This window comes from Flavobacterium sp. MDT1-60, assembly GCF_014844035.1.
GTDB lineage: Bacteria > Bacteroidota > Bacteroidia > Flavobacteriales > Flavobacteriaceae > Flavobacterium.
The window spans coordinates 5496617-5521053 of the sequence record NZ_CP062159.1; the positions used below are offsets into that span (position 1 = coordinate 5496617).

At 33.9% G+C, this 24437-nt stretch carries 13 protein-coding genes; 2 read left to right on the forward strand and 11 right to left on the reverse strand.

Annotated features, from left to right (window positions below):
* The 9 genes from IHE43_RS23160 to IHE43_RS23200 form a co-directional block, all read right to left on the reverse strand.
* Nucleotides 1-840 (reverse strand): endonuclease/exonuclease/phosphatase family protein, encoded by an 840-nt coding sequence (locus IHE43_RS23160; RefSeq protein WP_192186068.1) that lies wholly within the window; start codon nucleotides 838-840, stop codon nucleotides 1-3.
* Between the two features lie 72 nt (nucleotides 841-912).
* On the reverse strand, nucleotides 913-1992 hold the full coding sequence (locus IHE43_RS23165; protein WP_192186069.1) for a glycoside hydrolase family 16 protein: 1080 nt from the start codon (nucleotides 1990-1992) through the stop codon (nucleotides 913-915).
* A gap of 19 nt (nucleotides 1993-2011) precedes the next feature.
* Nucleotides 2012-3766 carry a cellulase family glycosylhydrolase gene (locus tag IHE43_RS23170; RefSeq protein ID WP_192186070.1) on the reverse strand — a complete coding sequence of 585 codons (1755 nt, stop codon included), beginning with the start codon at nucleotides 3764-3766 and terminating at the stop codon, nucleotides 2012-2014.
* A 37-nt stretch (nucleotides 3767-3803) separates the two neighbouring features.
* Nucleotides 3804-5282, reverse strand: a complete 1479-nt coding sequence (locus tag IHE43_RS23175) for a glycoside hydrolase family 30 beta sandwich domain-containing protein (protein ID WP_192186071.1) — start codon at nucleotides 5280-5282, stop codon at nucleotides 3804-3806.
* A 27-nt stretch (nucleotides 5283-5309) separates the two neighbouring features.
* The gene (locus IHE43_RS23180) at nucleotides 5310-6773 is read right to left on the reverse strand and encodes a glycoside hydrolase family 30 beta sandwich domain-containing protein (protein WP_192186072.1); all 1464 of its coding nucleotides are present in this window, start codon (nucleotides 6771-6773) and stop codon (nucleotides 5310-5312) included.
* A 94-nt stretch (nucleotides 6774-6867) separates the two neighbouring features.
* Nucleotides 6868-8322 (reverse strand): glycoside hydrolase family 30 beta sandwich domain-containing protein, encoded by a 1455-nt coding sequence (locus IHE43_RS23185; protein ID WP_192186073.1) that lies wholly within the window; start codon nucleotides 8320-8322, stop codon nucleotides 6868-6870.
* Between the two features lie 148 nt (nucleotides 8323-8470).
* Nucleotides 8471-9349, reverse strand: coding sequence for a hypothetical protein (locus IHE43_RS23190; RefSeq protein ID WP_192186074.1), 879 nt, complete (start codon nucleotides 9347-9349; stop codon nucleotides 8471-8473).
* Between the two features lie 17 nt (nucleotides 9350-9366).
* On the reverse strand, nucleotides 9367-10878 hold the full coding sequence (locus IHE43_RS23195; protein ID WP_192186075.1) for a RagB/SusD family nutrient uptake outer membrane protein: 1512 nt from the start codon (nucleotides 10876-10878) through the stop codon (nucleotides 9367-9369).
* A gap of 13 nt (nucleotides 10879-10891) precedes the next feature.
* The gene (locus IHE43_RS23200; protein ID WP_192186076.1) at nucleotides 10892-14002 is read right to left on the reverse strand and encodes a TonB-dependent receptor; all 3111 of its coding nucleotides are present in this window, start codon (nucleotides 14000-14002) and stop codon (nucleotides 10892-10894) included.
* Between the two features lie 345 nt (nucleotides 14003-14347).
* On the opposite strand from IHE43_RS23200, the gene IHE43_RS23205 reads away from it, so the two are divergent.
* Complete coding sequence (locus tag IHE43_RS23205; protein ID WP_192186077.1) at nucleotides 14348-17218, forward strand: triple tyrosine motif-containing protein; 2871 nt, start codon at nucleotides 14348-14350, stop codon at nucleotides 17216-17218.
* A 41-nt stretch (nucleotides 17219-17259) separates the two neighbouring features.
* Here IHE43_RS23205 and murF read toward each other — a convergent pair whose 3' ends face one another.
* Together murF and gldJ are read right to left on the reverse strand one after the other, a co-directional pair.
* A complete protein-coding gene (murF, locus tag IHE43_RS23210; RefSeq protein WP_192186078.1) occupies nucleotides 17260-18546 on the reverse strand; it encodes a UDP-N-acetylmuramoyl-tripeptide--D-alanyl-D-alanine ligase in 1287 nt (428 codons plus the stop codon).
* A 119-nt stretch (nucleotides 18547-18665) separates the two neighbouring features.
* Nucleotides 18666-20348, reverse strand: coding sequence for a gliding motility lipoprotein GldJ (gldJ, locus tag IHE43_RS23215; RefSeq protein ID WP_192186079.1), 1683 nt, complete (start codon nucleotides 20346-20348; stop codon nucleotides 18666-18668).
* Nucleotides 20349-20562: 214 nt separating this feature from the next.
* Between gldJ and porU the strand changes: the two genes are divergently transcribed.
* A complete protein-coding gene (porU, locus tag IHE43_RS23220) occupies nucleotides 20563-24399 on the forward strand; it encodes a type IX secretion system sortase PorU (protein ID WP_192186080.1) in 3837 nt (1278 codons plus the stop codon).
* Nucleotides 24400-24437 lie beyond the last annotated feature (38 nt).

Genomic DNA, 24437 nt, shown 5'->3' on the forward strand with positions numbered 1-24437 from the left:
TTAATCTATTTCTATTAAGACAGGTAAATGATCCGAAGGATATTTTAAATCTTTGGAATCACTTAAAACTGCGTGTTTTTGAATTTTTAGTTCGCTATTTTTTGACACAAAAATATAGTCAATCAACAGTGTTACAGGTTTATCATGCTCAAAAGCATTAAATGTTCCTGAGGGGCCAAAAGGTTTTTCTTTAGAAACCTCTTGAGTATCATCCATTACTTTTTTTATTTCAACAATTTGTGGCGTATTAGGTTCTGAATTAAAATCTCCCATTAGGAAAACAGGATATTTTTTCAAATTAATAGCTGCTATTTTCGCCAAGACCAGCTGTACGCCTTTTACTCTTGCTTCATTTCCGATATGATCGAGATGCAGATTAAAAACCCAAAATGTCTTTTTAGTTTTTAAATCCTTAAACAATCCATAGGTACAAACCCGGTTGCAAGCTGCGTCCCAGCCTCTGGAAACAACATCTGGTGTTTCTGACAGCCAAAACGTATTGGATTCCTGAACTTTAAAACGGTCTTTTTTATAATAAATAGCAGCAGCTTCACCCGTCCCTCCTTCTTCTCTTCCTATTCCAAATTTATTATAGTCCGGCAAAGCCGAAGCTATATCAATAACCTGATTGGGCAACGCCTCCTGAACCCCGAAAATATCCGGACTGTAAAATTGTATTTGAGAAGTAAAATAATCTTTTCGGTTGGGCCATGCATTTTCTCCGTCAGAGGCTACGTCTAAACGAATATTATAGGACATCATTTTTAAATTCTGACCATAAAATGAACTACTTACCAAAAGCAGCATTGCTACTAAAACAATTGAATTTATCTTTTTCATGTTAAAAAATTTTAATCTGGTAAAGCTAACGTTTCATAGGCTTTGGTGAAAAAAATCAATTTAAAAGTTATGTTAATTATACACTCTCACGTAATCAACTTCGAAAGTTGCGTTTGTAAAGTTGGGATCTACTGTTCCTCCAAAATTCCCGCCCATTGCCAAATTCAAAATCAGAAAGAAGTTTTGATTAAAAGGCGTTGAAGCACTATTTGCATAGGTGTAAAACAATTTATCATCTACATAAAACTTTATACTTTCTGCAGACCAATCGGCGGCATAAACATGAAATTCTGTTGCTGAATTTGGTACGGTAGTAATGGCGGTATCAGGTGTATTTCCTGAACGTCCGGGCGAATGCAATGATGAATGATTTACATTAGGGTTATTTCCTACTGATTCCAATATATCAACTTCCCCGCATAAAGGCCAGCCTGCAGTATCAATATTATCTCCCAGCATCCAGAATGCCGGCCAAGTTCCGCCGCCAACCGGCAATTTAGCACGAACTTCTGCCCGACCGTATTTAAACGAAAACTTTCCTTTTGTAAGCATTCTTGCTGAAGTATAATGGCTTCCCATATACTCTTCTTTAATTGCTTTAATTTTTAGAGTACCATTTGAAATAATTACATTTTCAGGTCGGGTTGTGTAATATTCTAATTCGTTATTCCCCCAACCATCGCCAGTTCCTGTATTATAACCCCATTTCGCAGTATTTGGCGCACCATCTACATCAAATTCATCTGCCCAAAGTATTTTTCTGGCGACAAAAACGTTAACAGAAGTTGTCGTACTCACAAATTGACCTGCAGCATTGTAAGCTGAAACAATTATAGGATAATTTTTAGTTCCCGACGCTGTAAATTCATATGTTAAATCGCCAGTTGTCAGGTCTTTTGTCTGACCATCAATCAAAACTTTATACGAAATTGCGTTTGCTGCATTAATCGTAAAATGTACTTTTCCGCTTCCATCTCCATCAGGATTTGCAACGGTTTTACCTATTACATCAATCTGAACTGAAAGATTTGAAGGAGCCGCAATAGCCGGTGTTTCATCACCAGAATCATTACCGCCGCTACAGGATTGAGAGACAAATGATAAAACAATTGCTAAAAAGCCTAACTTCTTAATATGACTATTAATTTTCATTTGTTTTGATTTGAGTTAATTATTTTGAAGCACTTTTTTTACCTTCTGAAAAATCAAGATAATTCAGATTAAAACCTCCTTTTTCGAAAACCACTTTGATTTTGGTTATTCCTGCATTCAGTTTTATTCCGGATAAAACAACCGTTTTCCATTTGTTATTATCACCCGTTGGAGTAAGTATAACAGTTTCAGATTTATTTCCGTTTTCTGTTTCTAAATGAAGTTTACCTTCTGAACTTTCACTTGAATAACGAATAGCAACCTTGTATGTATTTTGTTTTTTAACTTCTGAAGTAAATTGCAGCCATTCTCCATCCTCAATAAAAGAAACCTGATAACCATTTGATCCTGAATCTTTGCATGGCGAAATATCAACACCATCATTTCTCATGGTATTTCCTTTGTTCCATTGATCAAAAGTTCCTGTTGCCACTCTGTAATTCACAAAATCTTTATCAGAATACGCATATCCGTTTGTTCCCAAATCATATTGTGTCGCAATAATTTTTCCCGGAATTAGATGTTTTTTGTACGACTTAGTATCATTGGTCTGAACTTGTCTGAACATTGCATCAATAACATCTGGCTTAACCGTTACATTTTCCATTTTGAAGTTATCTGCCATTTTCATCAGGGCTTTTTTAGCGAAATCTTCTGATGGTTTTTGTCCTCCATCTTTCCAATATTTCAGTAGAATATCATATTCAGGAATTTTTGTAACCGAAGTCACGCCTGCAATATTTTCGATTTTTTTCATTGGCCAAAATGCCCATCCAATATTATTGGTTTCCATTAGAGTAAGTGCGTCTTTAAACCAAACATTAGAATTTTCTCCACTTTCTCCCAACCAAATCGGAACGTTATATTGTGTTCTGTAATCCAACATTTTTTGAATAGATGCTTTGTCATTATAATTCCAATATTTATGGAAACTCAATGCCATATTCTCATCCCATAAAGGAAAAATTCCGTTGTAATTATTTCCCCAACAATTTCCTTCAATGATAACCATGTGGTTAGTGTCAACTTCACGAATTGCTTTTGTCACGGCCAACATTAAATCTCTTAATGGACCGTTTGAGTTTTCATCGCAACCGTTTTTATTAGTTCCGGTAAAATTCCAGTTTGGTTCATTAATAATGTCATAAGCTCCAATCCAGGGATTATCTCTGTAACGGGAAGCTAATTTTTTCCATAAAGCAATCATTTTTTTCTGATTGGCTTCACTTTGCCACAATGCTGGTTTTGTAGTGTCGTAATCAGAGATTGCGGCATCGTTTCCTTGTCCGCCTGGAGCTGCGTGCAAATCTAAAATAAGATAGATTTTATTTTCGGCACACCATTTCAGTAAATTATCTGTCATGGTAAAACCTTCTTCAATCCAGGTAATTTCACCATTTTTTTCTTCCTGAATTGATGGTGTATACAAGTTATAATGCATTGGCAAACGAATCGAATTGAAACCCCACGCTGCCAGCGAATCGATATCCTGTTTTGTGATTCCGTTTGCTTTATAAGCCGCATAAAATTCTTTGGTTCCCTTTTCTCCTGCTACTTCCTGAATCTTTTGTTTGATTTGATATTGTGGACTCGCAAAAGATTGTGTCTGTAACATATATCCTTCCTGAACCATCCAGCCACCTAAACCAAGACCTCTTAATATTACATTTTTACCATTTCCGTCAACAATATTTTGCCCGTCCCTATGTAAAAAACCTTGCCCGAAAGCCGTGATCGAGAGCAAAAGTTGTACTGTTATAATTATTTTTTTCATCTGAAAAATGATTTATTTTTCGTTATAATTTATATGACTATTTCCAGATATAAGTTCCAACAGCTCCAGCATCTAAAGAAGTTGTAACCCATTTATCATTGAATTTGATATTGAAGATTTGGCTTGTTGTTCCGTCATTTTCAACAATTAAAACTTTTGATCCCGATGGTGTAATAAAAGCAACATTTTGAAGATCTCCACTCGAATTACTTCCAATTCTAACAGAACCCATCGGAACAAATTTTGAAGTATGTGCAATGATGTAATAAGCAACATTACGCTGAAAAGTTTCGCTTGTAGTTATTGTTAAAGCACCTTTACACATAGTACATCCACCTGTTGTGTGAGGTTCGAATGCGCCGTTGTTGGCCAAATTCCATTCTAATGCATTTTTGCTATAATTTCTCATCGAACCAATAATTACATTTCGGACATGCCATTTTAAATCACCTCCAAATTCACCTGCTGAAGAAGTCCATTGCTCAGTGAAATACACATTTTTGCTTGGATAGGAATTATAAACATTGGTTAGCGCGCTAATATCTCCTGCATAAAGGTGAAATGCAGATCCGTCTACAAAAGGATTGGCATCGACATCAGCCAAAATTGCTTTTGGATAATTTGGATTATCACAGTTATGATCGTAAGCGATGATTTTTACCTTAAGATTTGCTGCTTTAAATGCCGGGCCCAAATTATTTTTAATAAAATTAGCTTGTTCTCCTGCAGACATGTACATACTTGGATTGTTTCCGTCATGCAAAGGTTCATTTTGAGGTGTTATTGCATCAATTGTAATTCCTTCAGCCTTCATTTGCTGAATGTATTTTACAAAATATTTTGCGTAAACATCATAATATTTTGTCTGTAATTTTCCTCCAATAAAACTGTCTTTGTCTTTCATCCAAATTGGCGCAGACCATGGTGTTGCCATAATCAAAATCTTTGGATTGATTGCCAGAATTTCTTTTAAAAGCGCAATTACACCAGCTTTATCTTTATCTAAACTAAATTTTGCTAAATCTAAATCAGTATCTCCAGTGGGAAGATCATCATAGGTAAAAGGTGTCGCATTCAAATCTGAAGCACCAATACTAATTCTTAGATAACTTATACCAATTGAATTTTCGCCTGAACCAAATAATTCCTGCAATAAGGCACTCTTTTTTGAAGCGTTTAATTGGTTAATCATGTCAGCGCTTCCGCCTGTTAAAGTGTAACCGAAACCATCAACAGTCTGATATTTTTGAGATTCACTTACTTCGATATTTGTATAAGTATTAGTGGCAGTTCCAAATCCTAAAGTTCCGGTCTGTTTTGCTAATAAAACACTTTGATCACCTTTAGTCAACCAAAAATCTACATCATTTGTTACTAAAACTGGCGGTACTACCGGAGGAATAACCGGTGGGGGTGGCTGGTCAGTCGCATCGTTTGATGAAGAGCACTTTACTTGTGCGAATATTGCTATCGCAAAAAATAATACTTTTATAGCGTTTTTAAAATTTAGTTTCATTTTTTTAGTTTTTAGTTAGTAGTGCCATTAGTATACAATGGTTTGTATAGCATGTGGCGGAATAGTTATAGTGGTTTTTATAGTATTATTTATTAAACTATAAACAACATTTTTATTGGATAGGTTCATAACGATAGTGGCAATTTTTCCGTCAGGATTTTTAAACGACGTACTTAAAAGAGTTTGATCACTAATTGTTTGATTTATTCTTTTAGCATTTGGCTGAATAAATTTTGAGAGATGTCCAATATAGTAGTACATTGGAGTAAAGATCAATTCGTCTTTTGATGTATCCGCATGAATTGGGGCGAAACAAAAATTTCCGACATGATTAGGTCCTCCATTTTGGTCTAAAAGAATATTCCAATCTGTCCAGCCAACAGTTCCATTATTAAAATCATTAATCATGTTCAGGCCATAACGCTCTGCATTTCCCCAAAATTGAAATTTTGTGGCGTCAAATTTTTCAACGCAGCCTTCTGTGAAAAGTAAGTTTTTGTCTGAAAAAGCTTTGTGTACATTAGCTACAGATTGAAATTGTGGAGGTCCGCCTCTCCAGGTTTCATACCAGTGGAATCCAATTCCCCAAGCGTATTTTGAAACTTCAGGATCTGAAAAAACAAGATTCGCTCTGGTTTCTAGCTGATCACCACGATTATGATCCCAAATAATAATATTTTTAGAACCTAATCCTTCTTTTTCTAAAGTTGGTCCGAGGAAATTTTTCAGAAAATCTCGTTCGGCTTCTGGCGTGTAAATACAAGATTCCCATCTTTGCCTTGCCATTGGTTCATTCTGAATGGTTAATCCCCAAACTGGAATACCTTCTTTTTCATATTCTTTAATAAATTTAGCATAATAATTTGCCCATGACTGTGCAAACTCAGGCAATAGAACGCCGCCGTGCAAAATATCATTATTGTCTTTCATGAAAGCTGGGGGACTCCACGGACTAACAAATAAGGTTAATTTTCCGCCGGCCGTTTCAATTGCTTGTTTGAGTAATGGAATTCGATATTTTCTATCGTGATCAATATTGAAGGTTTTTAATTCTTGGTCACCTTCCGAAACATAAGTATAACTTTCACTGCTAAAATCGCAGCTATGAATATTGGTTCTGGCTAATGAGTAACCAATTCCTTTGTCTTTATCGTAATAGGCAGTCAGGAATTCCTGTTGTTTTTTAGGAGAGAGTTTGGCGAAAACTTCAGCACTTGCATCTGTAATGGCACCACCAATTCCTAAAAAAGTCTGATCTGTTTTTGCAGCATCTATAACAATAGACACTGTTGAATTTGTTTGTTGTGTAGTTGAAATTAAATTATTAGATAATGATAATCTCAAATTAGTGTTTTCGGCAGTAGTATATACCTGAACTTTTTTGTTTGATTTAGATGCAGAAACAGTAGTGTTATCCACAACCTTTGATGAAGAACAACTTAATTGCAGAACTAGTATTGGAGCTATTAAAATGCTATTTATGGCTTTCATTGTTACTTTTCAAAAAAAGGATTTAATTTAAAATTCAAGTAATCGAGGGCTAAAATGGATGATTCAATTCAACCCTCTTACTCTTTATAAAATATTAATATACAAGTGTCTGTATAGCATGCGCAGGAATTTTAACTACTGTTTTTTCAGCAGCTATGATTAGATTATAAGTAACCTCTTTATCGGTTTGGTTCATAACAATAGTTGCCATAGTTCCATCAGTATTTAAAAATGAAGTACTTAATAAAGCACTTCTGCTTACTGCAGAACTTACTCTTACAGCATTCAGGCGAATGAATTTTGAAAAATGCCCTATATAATAATAAGAGGGCGTATAAATTAACTCTCCTGTTGTAGTGTCGGCATGAATTGGTGAAAAACAAAAATTTCCAACATGATTAGGACCACCATTTTGATCTAAAAGAATATTCCAGTCTGTCCAGCCAGCTGTTCCATTATTAAAATCATTAATCATAGAAATACCGTATCTTTCGCCGTTACCCCAAAATTGATATTTTTTGGCATCAAATTTTTCAACACAACCTTCAGTGAATAGTAAACCTTTATCAGGATAAGCCTCTTTTACTTTGGCAACATTATCAAACATTGAAGTGCCTCCTGACCAGTTTTCATACCAGTGAAATCCCATTCCCCAAACATATTTTGAGGCTTCAGGATCAGAGTAAATAACATTGGCTCTGTGATTCATTAAATCACGATTATGATCCCACGCAATGATTTTCACATCACCTAATTTTTCTTTTTTCAATGTAGGTCCAAGGAAATTTTTAATGAAATCTCTTTCTGCTTCTGCTGTATAAATACAAGATTCCCATGTTTGGACAGCCATTGGCTCGTTTTGAGTTGAAGTTCCCCAAATTGGAATTCCTTCTTTCTCATATGCTTTTATAAATTTGACATAAAAATTTGCCCAGGTCTGATAATATTCCGGCAATAATGTTCCGCCTTTCAATACATCTTTGTTGCTTTTCATGAAAGCATTTGGTGACCATGGAGCAACATAAGTTAACAGCTTTCCTCCGGCAGTCTGAATCGCCTGTTTTATTAACGGAATGCGATATTGTCTATCGTGATCAATAGAAAACGTTTTTAAATCTTTGTCACCTTCTTCGATATAAGAATAGCTTCCACTGCTAAAATCAGAACTTTGTATCGTTGTTCTTAGCAAAGAATAGCCAATACCTTTATTTTTATCATAGTAGGCATTTAAGAATTCAGTTTGTTTTTCTTTTGAAAGTTTAGCAAAAATTTCAGCACTTGCGTCAGTAATAGCGCCACCAATTCCCATGAAAGTCTGGAATTTTTTTGATGGTTCTACAAAAACCGAAGCTTCGATTTCAAGAGGTTGCTTTGATGCTGAAAAGGTTAATTTATCTGTAGAAGTAATTCTTAAATTTGAATTTTCAGCAGTAGTATAAACCGTTATTTTTTTTCCATTGGTTGTAAACTCTTTTTTTGTTTTTGGTTGTTGGGCAAAAGCTGTCAACGAAAACAAAAAACATAGAATTTTAAAACTATTTTTTTTCATTCTTTCCTTATTATTAAATTCTAATTGAAGTTTTACAGAAATTGCTTTTCAAAAAACAATTTTCTATTGCTTAAGGATTTAAAAAATAGCCCATACTCATAATGATTATGGGCTATTTACAACCAAACTTAAACTTAACTTAAACTTATTATTTTCCTCTAAACTCGATTTTAGTAACCGTAATTCCGTCTTTAGTAAACGTATTACCACCACTTCTGATTAGAAGATAAACTTTACCTGATTGGGCAAACTTCACAACATTTGATACTGTTTTTGTTACGTCATTTTTAACACAACCAACCGTTGACAATTTTCCATTGAACTTATCTTTGGCACAACCGTCCCAAGTACTCATTCCCATGACTTTGTTATCTTTGTATTCCACTCCGGAAACAGGAGCTGACGTACCTGCATAAACTTCAAACCAGGTTTCATCAGAACCACTAGGGCAAGAAACTAACATATCAATAGTGTATTCCTTATCTTTAATTACATCAATAGCCTGATAAATTCCTTCCTGAGCCCATCCTCCAGGAGAATGAATTGTTGCACTCTTATTAGCAAATGACCAAAAAGCCGATCCATTTGCACTAAGATTTAATATACTCCATTTTGCCTGATCAGCTGGAGTTTCAAAAGATCCACCCTGAACTAAATTCCCTTTTAAAGGATCTGTTTTTGCTACAACAAGTTGTTGAGTAGCTTTGCCAGTCGCTCCTCCGGCTCCAATAGCTGTATGTGTTATTGTATAAGTTCCTGCATCTGGTAATACTATAGTTTCATTCATTTTACCAGCATATTCACCGTCACCTGTATTCCATTTTGATAAAATAACACCTTTTGGTTGCGCTGTTAAAAGATATGTATTTACAGCCCCGGTAACTGGAGTTACAGTAAATGAAGCATCAACATTAGTAGCGGTTAAGCCATTACCATTTCCAACTTCATCTTCGCAACTTGTTAGTGTACCTAATGCTAAAGCCAGCATTAGGAATACACTTTTTTTCAAATTTATATTTAGGTTCATTTTTTTTTGGTTTTTGGTTATTCGTAATTAGGATTTTGTTTCAATTTAGTACCAGTCAATTCAACAAATGGAATTGGAAAAATCTCATCAGTACCAGCATTAAAACCTCTGTCAGCTAAAGCAGTTGCAGCATCACCCCAACGTACTAAATCAAAGAATCTGTGACCTTCACCTGCAAGTTCCATTCTTCTTTCATTTTTAATAGCAGCCAATGTTACAGGAACAGGCGCTAGTCCAACTCTTGCTCTTACAGCATCTAATAATGCCTGAGCTCTTGCCCCTGAACCTAATGCTTCAGCTTCCATTAAGTACGTATCAGCAAGTCTGATGATATACGAATTTTGTTTGTAGTTTAACTCCGCAGCACCACCGCCAGTACGAACATCAGATTTTCTTGGTAAAAATTTGTTTAGGAAATATCCTGTGTCCTGATATCCTCCAATGTAATCTGCTTTTCCAGCTGCTTTTAATGCTTTTACATCTAAAATTGTAGCTGCAAATCTTGGATCATCTTTCATAGCATCATACAATTTTTGTGTAGGAATACTAAAACTCCATCCTGAAGGAAGGTCTGGTGCTGTAGAATTTGCAGGTCTTGAATAACCTCTTGGCCCTACCATTACGTTTAATGAATTTCCTTCGTCTCTACCAGATCCCCAGAATCCCCAATCAGAGTTACCAGCACTTGTGTGAGATACTTCAAGTAGTGATTCTGCATTGAATTTGTTAGATGTTACCCATAAATCGCTAAAGCTTGCAAGCAATTTATTTCCGTATTGATTTGTAGCTCCAGGAGTTCCGTTTACCTGTGCCAAAATAGCCGCAGCTTCAGGTTTTTTTCCTTCAAATAAATATACTTTTCCTAATAATGCCTGAGCAGCACCTCTGGTCAAACGTCCTGATCCTGTTGCAGCATCAACACTTGGTGGTAAACCAGGAATTGCTTCTAACAAATCTTTTTCAATTTGAGCATAAACGGCTTCGGGAGTTGCCTGTTCTACATCTAAGATGCTAGCTGTTGTTAATGGTTCCAGAATTAAAGGAACGTTTTTAAACAATCTTACTAAGTTAAAATAGTAAAGCCCTCTTAATGCTTTTGATTCTGCTGTGAATCTAACCTTTAATGCGTCTGACATATCAACACCAGACATTTTTGATAACAAAACGTTAGCTCTGTATACACCTTGGTAATGATCATTCCAGAAACTTCCCGGGATAAGTAGTGAACTCAATGAGTGTGTAGAGAAATTCTGAATTCCGGTACCATCTGAAGCACCACCACCACCAGCATAAAAATCGTCAGAACCGGCATTAAGCATTGCTACTAAATTTTCAAATCCCCCGGTATTTTTTCTCAAAGGATCATAGACTCCAACAAGCGCGGCTGTTGCTTGTTGTTCATTAGAATAATAACTTGTTGAAAGGAAAGATCCTTTTGGTTCAATGGTCACAAAGTCTTCAGAGCAAGCACCTGCTAAAGCAGCGATTGCAACAGCAATGTATATATATTTAAATTTTATATTTTTCATGATTCTTTATGTATTAAAATTGTAAGTTAGCTCCAAGCATAAATGATTTTGCTTGTGGATAAATACCTCTGTCTATACCTAATACCTGGCCTCCAATTTCAGGATCGTATCCAGTATATTTAGTAAACGTTATTAAATTCTCACCTGTAACATAGAAGCGAATCTTATCTGCGCCGATTTTAGAAGACAAATTAAGAGGAAGTGTGTATCCAAATTGAACAATTTTCAAACGTACGTAATCTCCTTTTTCAAGATAGAAATCAGACATTTTACTAAAGTTTCCATTTCCGTCATTGTTGGCAAGTCTAGGATAATCGTTTGATGTTCCTTCACCTGTCCAACGTCCTAAAGCTTCTGTTTGATAATTAGCATTTAAGATATCTAATCTGCGTAATCCCTGAAAAATTTTGTTTCCGGAAGCTCCTTGAGCAAATGCCATGAAATCGAAGTTTTTGTAATCTAAGTTTACCGTTAAACCGAAAGTTAATTTTGGTAAACTTGTTCCTAAGAATTGTTTGTCATCATCAGAAATAGAACCATCTCCATTATTATCAACCCAACGGAAATCTCCTGGTTTAGCACCTGGCTGAATTAATCCGCCAGCAGCATTTGTATAAGCAGCAATTTCGGCTTCGTTTTGAAAAATACCTGCTGTTTTATATCCAAAAAATTCATTGTATGAATGACCAACCTGAGTTCTTGTAACAGGTCCCATAGATTGGAAAGAAGCGTCTCCAATTATAAACTGAGTGTCAGGTCCAACATATGTAACTTCATTTTTCAAAGTCGCAACGTTTCCGTTTACTCCTAAGTTAAACTCACCTAATCTTTTCTTGTAACCAAGTTCAAACTCAAGACCACTATTGTTCATATCAGCAACGTTAGCCCATGGTTGCTCTGCAACACCTACATATCCAGGAATAACTACTGGTCTTAAGATACCTGTTGTTTTTTTCTTGTAATAGTCAAAAGTGAAGTTGAAATCATTAAATAATCTTGCATCTATACCAAATCCTACCTGAGAAGTTTCTTCCCATTTCAAATCAGGGTTATCAAGAGTTACATTAGCATAACCAGTTGTTATAGATCCGGTATTTCCAAAAGAATAGTTATATCCACCAGATACTAAAGAGATATATCTGAAATCAGCTACCTGGTCATTACCCACAACTCCATAACCTCCACGGAATTTTAATGTATTAACTACGTTATTTTCTTTCCAGAAATCTTCTTTAGAAGCTACCCATCCAAGAGAGAATGAAGGGAAAACCCCAAATTTATTATTTTCTCCAAAACGAGTTGATCCATCACGACGAACTACTCCCATGAAAAGGTATTTCTCCTTATAATCATAGTTAAGACGGCTAAATAAAGACGTTACTTTATGCTGAATAAAATCATCTGTTGAACTGCTTCTGTCTGATTGTGGAATATCAAAATCAAATGATGCATCTTTATAACTAGTAATTGGCAAACCAAACATTGTAGCTCCAACTGCACCACCAATATTTTCAACATACGTCCCTTGTCCTAATAAAATGCTTACATTATGATCACCAAATTTCTTTGCATAAGTAAGAACGTTTTCAATGTTCCATGCAAATGATTTATTATTGTTTTGATAGTAGCTATTTTTTAGCGTATTTACGTTTGCGCTTAAGAAGTTTACTGGTGTAAATCCCTGGTCTCCCCAATAGGCCATTTTACCACCAATTGTAGTTCTAAATTTTAAGCCATCTATAATGTTTGCCTCAAGATAAGCATTTCCAACAAAATCATCAGACCAATTGTATCTTCCTAATCTGGTTTGAACATATCCTAAAGGGTTTGTCATTTCCTGACCAACAACAGTAGAAATACCATAAGGATTTCCATTCTCGTCACGCATTACAGGATTTGTAGAATATGGAGCTGCGTTAGCAACAGCCGGATCAGTAACTACTAAAGGTGTAGTTGGATCAAGGTTGATAGCTGAACTTAAAGGTCCACCAAATTCACTGTTTTTATTACCTACATCTAAAGTTTTTTGTTTAGTGTATCCAAAAGTTTGCCCGAAAGTAAAATACTTAGATATTTTGTGCGTAGAGTTTAAACGAAAACTCTTTTTTGTGTAATTAGATATTTCGCTTGTTACGATACCTTGTTGATCCTGAATTCCAAAAGAGGCATAAAAAGTTGAAGATTCTCCTCCTCCACTAATGCTTAATTCATGAGAATATCTGTAAGCCTGATCATTAAAGATCGCATCTTGCCAATTTGTACCATTTCCTAAAGCATTAGGATTTGCGTATCTAATTGCTCCGCCATCTGCTAATGATTTTTCATTCATTATAGTAGCATATTGTGTAGCATTCAATAGATCAAGTTTTTTTGCCGCAGAAGAAACTCCGGAGAAACCAGTATAGTTTACTGATATTTTACCTGATTTTCCTTTTTTAGTAGTAACTAAGATTACCCCTGTTGCAGCACGTGTTCCATAAATTGCAGCAGAAGCAGCATCTTTAAGAACCTCAATAGATTCAATATCTGATTGATTTAAATAACCAATTCCTCCAGCATCAACAACGTTACCATCAACTACCCATAGAGGATTGTTTCCACCATCTCCAAAAGTAGTTATACCACGAATACGAATTGTAGAAGCCGCACCCGGTTGCCCTGAACTTGAAGCAATTGTAACACCTGCAACTCTACCTTGTAAAGCCTGCTCAACTCTTCCGTTTGGTACTTTTTCAAGATCAGCCGCTTTTACACTTGAGATAGCTCCGGTTACTACTGCTTTCTTTTGAGTACCGTATCCTACAACCACAACTTCATTTAATGATTGTGATTCTGGTTTTAATTGAATTGTAATTTTTGTTCTTCCATTTACAGCCTCATTAACTGCAGCGTATCCAATAAAAGTAACTACCAAAACACCGCTTGAAGGTACTTGAATTTGGAATTTTCCATCAAAATCTGATGCCGTTGATTTTGTTGTTCCTTTTAATACAACTGTTGCACCTGGAACTGGCATTCCACTTTCATCGTTTATCATCCCATTTACCGTGACATCCTGAGCCACAGCTATAACCGAGAATAACAAAGACGAAACACAAAAAATAAGTAATTTTGTTAATTTCATTTTTCTAAAAATTTTGGTTAATTAATTAGTAATTTGATGCAATAATAATGTTATTTTTTTACTATCAACAATTAAAATTCATTACAAAAACACATCAAAGTAAAATTTATCACATTACAAAAACACATCATTTTTTTTATAATTTATTGATTATTAATATTTTAAAAATAAAATTAAAGATGTTATCAAAATGTTAATTGCAAAAATAAACACTACACTTGTATTAGATTGCTTATTTTTATCATTAAAACGTCTTACTATCTCGATATAGTTATTACAAAAATGCATCAAAACACTGATATATAATTAGTTACATAATAAAAACCAAAATAAATTAGAAAATTTATGAAATTGATTAAATCATATTTTATTATTACTTTTTTTACATTATTCTCAATATCATTTTTTGGGCAAGTTAAAAGCATTGGTTTGCCTGATGTAAGAAATTACAAGCGAAACGAATACAAAGGAGGAACACAAAACTGGAATATTGGACAGGATAAAAATGGAAACTTATATTTTGCTAATAATAACGGCCTGTTACAATTTGATGGTTCTTCTTGGAGGAAATATCCGCTGCCTAATTTAACTTCTGTACGATGTCTGAAAATTGATGATTCAGGCAAGATTTTCGTAGGTGGCTATAATGAATTTGGTTATTTTCAACCAAATGAAAAAGGAAAACTTAAATATACATCGTTAGCTAAGAGCGTAGACAAAAACAAAATCAAAATAATTGACTTCATCTGGAAGATTCATACCTTTAATAATGAAACTATTTTTCAATCTTTTGCCAGAGCTTATATTTTTAAAAACAATAAATTAACCATTTTAGAAGCCCCAAAGCGATTTCAATTTTCATTTGTAGTTGAAAACAAACTCTATTTTCAGGATGAAGGAAAAGGAATTTTAGAATACAAAAATGGAAAGTTATATTCTTTACCAAACACAACCAGCTTCAACAACACAGAAATCTGGGCGATGTATGCTCTCGATAAAAACAAGATCTTAATTATAACCCTTGAAAAAGGGCTATTTATATACGAGAACAATACGGTTAAACCATGGAATACTGAAGCCAATAATTTTGTCAAAAAAAACAATTCATTGGGCGGAGTTACAATTAAAAATAACTTTATTGTTCTAAACTCAGTATTAGATGGCATTGCAATTTGTGATTTTAATGGTAAAATAATCCAACATCTTAATCGCAAAAAAGGCTTGCAAAATAATACCGTTCTAACATCCTTTATTGACAATAAAAACAACCTATGGTTAGGTCTTGACAATGGTATTGCTTTTGTAAATGAAGGATCGCCTTTTACCTACTTTGGTTTCAGTTACGACATTAGTACTGTTTATGCTTCTGTAATTCATGAAGGAAATTTATATGTAGCAACAAATCAGGGTGTTTTCTATCATGCCTGGAACAACAGCTTTAAAGCAGACACTTTTAAGCTTGTAGAAGGAACAACTGCACAATCATGGAACGTACAAGTCATAGACAATGAACTAATTTGTTCGAACAATAGAGGTGCTTTAGCCATAAAAGGCGGAAGGGTAACCAATACGATAGATTCTAAAGGTTACTTCGGCATTAAAAATATTCCAAACCGACCTGGCTTTTTTATAGGATCAAATTATGACGGATTTGCAATTTTTGAAAAAACACCTGGTGGATTAGTATACAAGAATCAGCTTATTGGTTTTGACAAATCATCAAACAGTTTTGAACTTGATGAATCTTATTTATGGCTTAAAAAAGATGAATCGATTTACAGAATGTCTCTAAGCAATGATTTGACAAGATTTTCATCTATCAAAAAAATAGACAGACTTACTCCTAAATATAAAAATATAGGAAGCATTCAGAAAATCGACAACCAACTATACTTCCAAACCAATAATCATTTCTACAAATATTCGCAGGAACAGGGTTTGTTCTATGAAGACAAAAACTTATCTAAATTATTCAAAAACATTCCCATCATAAATGCGCTAAGCGAAGATTCCAAATCTAACTTATGGTATGCCTTTGATGAATCTTTAGGTGTATTAATGAAGCGAAATAAATATTATACTAATATTGTTGCTCCGTTTTCAAATTTAACAGGGAATTTGGTTAGTAACTACTTATCTGTAAACACAATTGATTCTAAAAATATTTTTATAGGATTAACCGACGGATTAGCACATTACGACTCTGAATTACTGAACAACTTTGTAACGAAACCGAAAGCCTTTATCCGAAGTTTTTCTTTTCCGGGTGATACAATTATTTTAGGTAATAATCAGAATAAAATTGAAAATATTCGAATTCCGTATGCATCAAATCATGTTCGTTTCACATTTTCTTCGCCAACTTACGAAAATCTGGAGAATGTTGAATTCTCGTACCAACTAGAACCTTTTGATGATAAATGGAGCAATTGGTCAACTATTTCAATTAAAGAATATACAAATCTTCGTGAAGGAGATTACAAAATGAATGTGAAAGTTAGAAACAGTTACGGAATTCAATCCGAACCGTCTACGCTATTATTCACTGTTTCCCCTCCTTGGTACAGGCATTTTTTAGCCCTTATCCTTTATTTTGTTTTGATTATAGTCGGAATCTATGTTATTTCTAACCGAATTAAAATGAAGATTAGAAAGAACAAATATTACGAAACGATAGAACAAAGAAGACTGTATCTTGAAAAAGAATCAAGAATCAGGCAAGAACAATATGATCTTGAAAAAGAAATTGAAAAACTGAAAAATGATAAGCTTCAAATCAAAATCTTAGCAAAAGACAAAGAATTAGTAAATAACTCTTTACAAGTTGTAAAGAAAAATAAAATCTTAAACGGAATTATTCATAAACTAAAAGAAATTGATGTTGAAGCCCTTGATGATTCGACGAAGTTTCAAGTTAGTAAACTAAATAAGAGCATAGTAAAAGAAGTAAATACCGACAAAAGCTGGAAAGATCTGGAAAAACATATCAAGAACGTTCATTTTGAATTTTTGAAACGCTTAAAAGAAAAATACCCAACCATTTCACCACGAGAGCTTGATTTGTCAACCTACTTATTAATGAACATGTCAACCAAAGAAATTGCCGAAATCATGAATATTTCGACTGGAGGTGTTGAGCTGGCACGTTACCGCTTAAGAAAAAAATTAGGCCTGAATAAAAAAGAAAACTTAATTGGTTTTCTAATGAGTATCTAAGAAACAAAAAAGCCATTCGTTGTCGCGAATGGCTTTTTGTGTCATGAAATATATTCTAAAGTTCGTTCCAAAGCCATACCTCTGGAGCCTTTTATTAAAATAGTATTATTTTCAAAATGTATGGTTTTCAGATGATTTGAAAAACCTTCAAAAGTTTCAAAAAAATGAATATTTTTATTTGAGATCTTATTTTCGTAAAACGACTTTCCTATCAAATAACAGATTGATTTATTTTGGTTTAATAATGAATCAACAACGATTTTATGTTCTTGCTGACTTTCTCTTCCCAATTCAAACATATCACCCAAAACCATCACTTTATTCTCGCTATCCAATTGAAGAAAATTGGCAACAGCAACAGCCATACTACTCGGATTTGCATTATAAGCATCCAGAATAATTTGATTTGATCCCTTTTTTAATAATTGAGACCTGTTGTTTTCCGGAATATAGCTTTCAATTGCTTCTTTTATAGCTTCGTCATCCACTTTAAAATACCGCCCGATAGAAACTGCGGCATTTATATTATTTGCATTGTACAATCCAATTAAATGCGACTGAACACTAAATTGATCATAATCGATAACAACGAAAGGATTTGCGGTAATATTTTTGATTTTGACGTCAGCTTTATCATTGTTCACACCAAAAGTAAAAGATTTTATACCTGTAGATTTTTCAATTTGAATAGGATCTTCAAGATTTACAAAAGCCAATTTATCATTTTTAGCCAAATATTGATACATTTCGCTTTTTCCTTCAATTACACCTTCAACACCACCAAAACCTTCTAAATGCGCTTTCCCAAAATTCGTTATATATCCAAAATCCGGCTGAGCAATTTCACATAAAAATTCAATTTCTTTTTTATGATTCGCTCCCATCTCTACAATTCCAATTTCAGTTTCAGTATTAAAACTTAACAATGTTAATGGAACTCCAATATGGTTATTCAAATTTCCTATTGTCGCTTTCGTTTTGTATTTTTTAGATAAAACAACATTAATAAGTTCTTTCGTTGTTGTTTTTCCATTGCTACCTGTCAGGGCAATAATGGGCAATTTTAAATAAGCCCGGTGAAATTTTGCTAATTCCTGCAGCGTTTCTAAACTATTCTCAACAAGAATAGTTCTTTTATCTATAAAATAAGATGCATTGTCTATAACAACAAATAACGCTCCTAATTCAAGTGCTTGCTTCGCAAAAGTATTTGCATCAAAATTTTCGCCTTTGATAGCAAAAAAAATAGAATCTTTTTCAATTTTCCTTGTATCGATTGAAAGAGATTTACATTCTAAAAACAGGTTATGAATTTCTTGAATATTCATTTATAAAATTTTTAATAGACCGTAAAAGTAGAAAAAAATAAACACAAAAAATTCCAAATTCCATACTGAAATGTTCAGCTTTTGGAATTTGGAATTTTTGTTATTGAAATTTCTAAAACTTAGTTTCTAGGCGATTTTCTTTTTTCAGCTTTTGAACCTACTCTAGACATAGCACATCTAAATCCGATGTAATCTGTTGCCATATCCTGAGGGAAATATCTTCTTTGAGCCGGATCTAACCAATATGCTCTGTCTCTCCATGAACCTCCTTTGTAAACTCTTACTTTATCATCTATTAAAGTAGTACGTTTGCTAGAGTTGTCATATTTTCTAGTCATCTTACCTAAACTATCAGTAGTGATATTATGTTTAGGAGAATTATACATTGCCTGATCTGTTTTTGGTCCTGATTCAGAATCTCCAAAGTCAAAATATCTTGAAGATTGTTTATCACCATCTCTATAATTGATATTATCGCTTGTACTGAAATTTGTTCTCAAATATGTTTCTTGTTCGTCAACTGGAACCTGAGCAATTTCTCCCGGAAGATTTCTTGCTACAACTTTACCGTTGCTTAATGTGTCATATTTTATATTTGCTGTTGAAACGATTTCAATTTTACCGTCCTTACCAATTTTGTTTTTAGCGTATTGATTTCCTCTGTAGTAGTTAAAATCATTTGCTTCATTATCAATAATAGGTCTGTAAACATCGGCAACCCATTCCGCTACGTTACCAGCCATATCGTATAATCCGAAATCATTTGGTGCATAACTTTTTACAGAGTTTGTAATATCAGCTCCATCATCAGACCAACCTGCAATTCCACCGTAATCACCGTTTCCTTGTTTAAAGTTAGCCAATTGATCTCCTTTGTTTTTACGTTTTGATGAACGTGTATAATCTCCGGACCAAGGATATTTCTTTTGTCCTTTATAGATATTATATTCTCTTTGTCCAACATCAGCTGCAGCTGCATACTCCCATTCTGCTTCAGTAGGAAGTCTGTACTCTGGTAAAATAACTCCTGAAGAACGTTGTGCGTACACATTTTTCTCTTCTACTACACCATCTTTATTAGCTTTTGGTCTTCTTCCGTTTGGATTTTTCTTTAATACCAATTCTTCGTTACCACCATAAGTAGTAGAAGGTGAAGCAAGGTAAGCTTCAGTATTAAATAAACTTTCAGCACTTACATCTGTAGTTTTAGCACCTTTTTTAAGATATCCGTCTTTTTCAAGAACAGCTTCATTTACACGGTCAGTTCTCCATTTACTAAATTCAACTGCCTGAATCCAGTTTACACCAACTACAGGATAGTTTGCATAAGAAGGATGTCTTAAGTAGTTGTTAGTCATCGTTTCGTTGTATCCTAAACGATTTCTCCATACTAAAGTATCTGGCGATGCTCCTTCGTAAATATTTTTGTAATTTTCTTCTGTTGGAGGAAAAACTTTCTTCAACCACTCCAGGTATTCTAAGTACATACCGTTCGTAACTTCAGTTTCATCCATATAGAATGATTGAACGTGTTGTTGAGTTGGCGTGTTATTCCAATCGTGCATAACATCATCCTGTACTTTACCCATAGTAAATGTACCTCCTTCAACAAAAACTAAACCAGGACCAGCCTGTTGTTTTTTCCCTGCATTTCTGGCAGAAGTTCCATTCTGACTATCTACGTCCCAACCTGTTGCTCGAGAAGCGTGACTGGAACTCGATTTTTTGCTACAACTAGCCGCGCCTAACATCAATACCATTGACATCATTAATTGCAAGGCTACAATTTTGTTTACTTTCATACTCATTCTTAGGTGATAAATTTAGGTGCTGCAATATAATAATTAACATTTAATTAGCAACATCTGTTCTAATAATTTTATTTCACTGTTTTTTTACCAGAAAATAACCTATAGTTACGAACGCAAAAATATACTTTTTATTATTTACTATAACATGAAATACTATATTTTTACTTAGTAAAATAATTTAAAAATAATTTCTACTTTTCAACTTATGAAACAGAGCCTAATCTTATATCTTTTTCTGATTCCAATTTTAGCATTTTCCCAAATAAATGGGGACTTTACAGTAGATTGGCAAACTAAAAAAGAAATGAGTTTTGGCGATTTTAAAACGATCGTACCTTACTTTTCAGGCAATAGTTTCAGGTATGATATTTCAAAGAAAAGCATAACATTATTGCTTAATTTGAATCAATCTAATTATTCTAACAGTTCTTCTGTTCAAATTTCCAACATTATTTATGAATCCGTTTCAATCTCTGACTTAGGTGATTTATCACTTGCGAACATCCCTGAAAAACCAAATGAAACGTTAAAAATCGCTTCTTCAAGAGAAAAAAAGGAAATTTTCATCTCACTTTCACCTATTATTAAAGAAGGAAACAGTTTTAAAAGAATTCGATCATTTTCTTATAATCTAAACAATAATGCATCCAAAAATAACAGTACTTATCTCACACAAAAACCAAATCTCATTCAAAATTCAGTATTAGCTAATGGAGATTGGTATCGCTTTTACATCGAAAGATCAGGTGTTTATAAAATTTCAAGAGCATTTTTGCAAAGTTTAGGATTTGATCCTTCCAAAGCTGACCCTAAAAGAATCAAAATTTATGGCAATGGAGGAAGAATGCTTCCTTTAATAAACAGCACTTATTACCCGGATGACTTAATTGAAAATGCTATTCAGATTATTGGCGAGTCAGATGGTGTTTTTAATAATGAAGATTATATTCTTTTTTATGCCGAGGGAACAGATAACTGGAATACAGAGAGTCAAACAAACCTCAATTTATTCGACACCAAATCATATTATTATATAACAGTAATTGGCGGAGATGGAAAGCGAATTCTAAACCTGAATCAGCCTTCTGCAAATACCACTCTTGAGTTAAATACGTTTGATGACTATCAATCTCACGAGATCGACCAGACCAATATTGCTCATTTGGGGCGTCAATGGTTCGGGGAATCATTTGATATTAATCAAGAGCAGGAATTCTCGTTTACTTTCCCAAATCTTGACGTTTCTATACCAGTAAAAATTGAAGTTAGCGCCGCATCAGCTGCCTTTACTCCTACTTCATTTGCAATTGCCGCTAATGGTCAAAGTATTGGCACTATTAATTTCAATGCATTAGTTTCAAGTTCAGACATAAAGTTTTACACCGGAAAACTACCTGTTAATACTGTTTTTACAGGGTCTGAAAGCGTAAAAATAAAACTCACCTATAATAATAACGGAGTTCCGGGATCGAAAGGATATCTGGATTACATCAATTTAATTGCCAAACGAAAATTATTAGGCACCGGAAAACAATTTAAATTTCAATATGATTTAGCCGGTTCGACTACCGGAATTGTAAATTATACGATTGGAAACGCCTCAGGCATTTCTCAAATTTGGGACATCACAGACCTATATAATGTATCAAAAATAGAAAATTCAAATCAGGCAACATTTAGCTTCAAGGCTTCATTGGGTGAAATTCGAAAATATATTGCCATTGATCCGGCAGATTATTTCACTCCTTTAAAAGAGAATCAATCAAAAATTACTAATCAGAATCTAAAAGGAACCATTTTTAAAAATACCCAAAATAGTTTTCAGGATATCGATTATGTAATTATTGCTCCAAAGTTTTTAATTTCCCAGGCTGAAAAATTAGCTAATTTTCATCGCACTTATTCTAATTTAAACACAAAGGTAATTGCATTAGAAAATATCTATCAGGAATTCTCTTCAGGAAAACAAGACATTGCAGCTATCCGAAATTGCATTAAATACATTTATGAAAATGCTTCTTCGCCAGAAAAAAGAATAAAGTATGTAAATCTATTCGGGGATGCTTCATTTGATTATAAGGATCGGATTTGGAATAACACGAATATTGTACCTATATATCACTCCTTAAATAGTAACACAATTGGAGAATCTTCATTTGCTTCTGATGATTTTTACGGACTCATGGATCCGGATGAAGGAAATATCATTTCTTTTTTTGGCGGAATTGATATAGCCGTCGGAAGGATGTTGGTTTCAGACAATGCTCAGGCCGGAGAAATGGTTAATAAAGTATTGGAATATCACGATACAAAATCTTATGGGAACTGGAGAAATAACGTTGTTTTAGTCAGTGATGATTCAGACCAAAGTTCTGACGCTTCTTTACAGTCACGTCAAAATAGTTTAGCAGATGTTATTGCAACTGAAAAACCGTTTTTCAATATTGACAAAATTATTTTAGATTCTTATACTCAGGAAGCTTCAGCAGGAGGATCAAGATATCCAAAAGCAAGAACTGATCTTTTTAATGCTTTTGAAAAAGGGGCTTTAGTTTTTAATTATTTAGGACATGGTGGTGAAGATGGTTTGGCAAGTGAGCGAATTTGGGAAAAATCAGATGGTCAAAACTTAAATAATCAATATAAATATCCTTTATTCATCACTATTACATGCGAATTTTCAAGATTTGATGATCCAACAAGACCAACCGCTGGTGAATATACTTTTTGGAATCCAAAAGGAGGTGCCATTTCGATGCTGACTACGATCCGGGCAATTGGTCAGTTTAATGCCGAAAACTTCAATGATAATTTAAGCAAAAACCTGCTTTCTTATGGCTCAAATCAATATACCACTATTGCAGAAGCACTTCGAATTTCAAAAAATGAAAATCCAAGTTATTCCAGTAATGTTATTTTTTACATTGGAGATCCCGCTTTGATGTTGGCGATTCCGAAACCAAGAATAAATTTAACAAAAGTAAACGATGTTGTGATTTCACAACCAATTCCAGACCTTAAATCGCTTTCAAAAATTAAAATTACAGGTGAAATTACAGATGAAAACAACACTTTATTAAGTAATTATAATGGTGAATTAGCTACAGCAATTTTTGATAAATTAATTACAACTTCAACCTTAAATAATGATGGATATAGCCCTGCAATGTCATTCAAAACCCTTGGAGAGACTATTTTTAGAGGAAATGCTACTGTAACCAATGGTCAGTTTGAATTTAGTTTTGTTGTCCCGAGAGACATCCGGATTCCTGTCGATTATGGAAAAATTAGTTTTTATTCGAAAAAGAATCAGCTTTTAGAAAATCAATCAGGCTACAGTAACATTATTAAAATTGGGGGAATAAATGAAAATGCACCTCAGGACAATATAAGTCCAAAAGTGAAGTTATATATGAACGACGAAACCTTTGTTTCAGGTGGCATTACGAATAGCTCACCTTTTCTTTTGGCGCTATTAGAAGATGAAAATGGTATAAATACCGCGAGTGGAATTGGTCACGATATTGTTGCCATTTTAGATGGAGATGTAAGCAATCCGTACATTTTGAATGATTATTATCAAACAAAATTAGACGATTATACGAATGGAAACTTACGTTTTCCGTTACGAAATCTGTCAGCAGGTATGCACACAATAAGTTTCACAGCCTGGGATGTTTACAACAATCCCGTTACAAGTGAAATACAATTTGTTGTAGTTGGAGATGAATCATTGACATTAACCCACGTTCTTAATTATCCGAATCCATTTTCAACTTATACTCAATTCTGGTTTTCACATAACAGACCCTACGAACCTCTGGATGTACAGGTTCAGGTAATGACTATTACCGGAAAAGTGGTATGGACAAAAAATCAAATCATTACTACTGAAGGTTTTTTATCAAGAGATATAACCTGGGATGGAAAAGATGATTTTGGAGACCGAATCGGAAAAGGAGTTTATATTTACAAACTTACTGTCAAATCAAATTTAACAAATAAAAAAGCAGAAAAGTACGAAAAGCTTGTCATATTATAATAATATATATATTTGTATCATAAATACCATTACCCCTA

What these genes read in the sequence shown, in the direction of transcription:
- IHE43_RS23160 (WP_192186068.1), bottom strand. Translation starts at nt 840, where the DNA reads ATGAAAAAGATAAATTCAATTGTTTTAGTAGCAATGCTGCTTTTGGTA.
- IHE43_RS23165 (WP_192186069.1), bottom strand. Translation starts at nt 1,992, where the DNA reads ATGAAAATTAATAGTCATATTAAGAAGTTAGGCTTTTTAGCAATTGTT.
- IHE43_RS23170 (WP_192186070.1), bottom strand. Translation starts at nt 3,766, where the DNA reads ATGAAAAAAATAATTATAACAGTACAACTTTTGCTCTCGATCACGGCT.
- IHE43_RS23175 (WP_192186071.1), bottom strand. Translation starts at nt 5,282, where the DNA reads ATGAAACTAAATTTTAAAAACGCTATAAAAGTATTATTTTTTGCGATA.
- IHE43_RS23180 (WP_192186072.1), bottom strand. Translation starts at nt 6,773, where the DNA reads ATGAAAGCCATAAATAGCATTTTAATAGCTCCAATACTAGTTCTGCAA.
- IHE43_RS23185 (WP_192186073.1), bottom strand. Translation starts at nt 8,322, where the DNA reads ATGAAAAAAAATAGTTTTAAAATTCTATGTTTTTTGTTTTCGTTGACA.
- IHE43_RS23190 (WP_192186074.1), bottom strand. Translation starts at nt 9,349, where the DNA reads ATGAACCTAAATATAAATTTGAAAAAAAGTGTATTCCTAATGCTGGCT.
- IHE43_RS23195 (WP_192186075.1), bottom strand. Translation starts at nt 10,878, where the DNA reads ATGAAAAATATAAAATTTAAATATATATACATTGCTGTTGCAATCGCT.
- IHE43_RS23200 (WP_192186076.1), bottom strand. Translation starts at nt 14,002, where the DNA reads ATGAAATTAACAAAATTACTTATTTTTTGTGTTTCGTCTTTGTTATTC.
- IHE43_RS23205 (WP_192186077.1), top strand. Translation starts at nt 14,348, where the DNA reads ATGAAATTGATTAAATCATATTTTATTATTACTTTTTTTACATTATTC.
- murF (WP_192186078.1), bottom strand. Translation starts at nt 18,546, where the DNA reads ATGAATATTCAAGAAATTCATAACCTGTTTTTAGAATGTAAATCTCTT.
- gldJ (WP_192186079.1), bottom strand. Translation starts at nt 20,348, where the DNA reads ATGAAAGTAAACAAAATTGTAGCCTTGCAATTAATGATGTCAATGGTA.
- porU (WP_192186080.1), top strand. Translation starts at nt 20,563, where the DNA reads ATGAAACAGAGCCTAATCTTATATCTTTTTCTGATTCCAATTTTAGCA.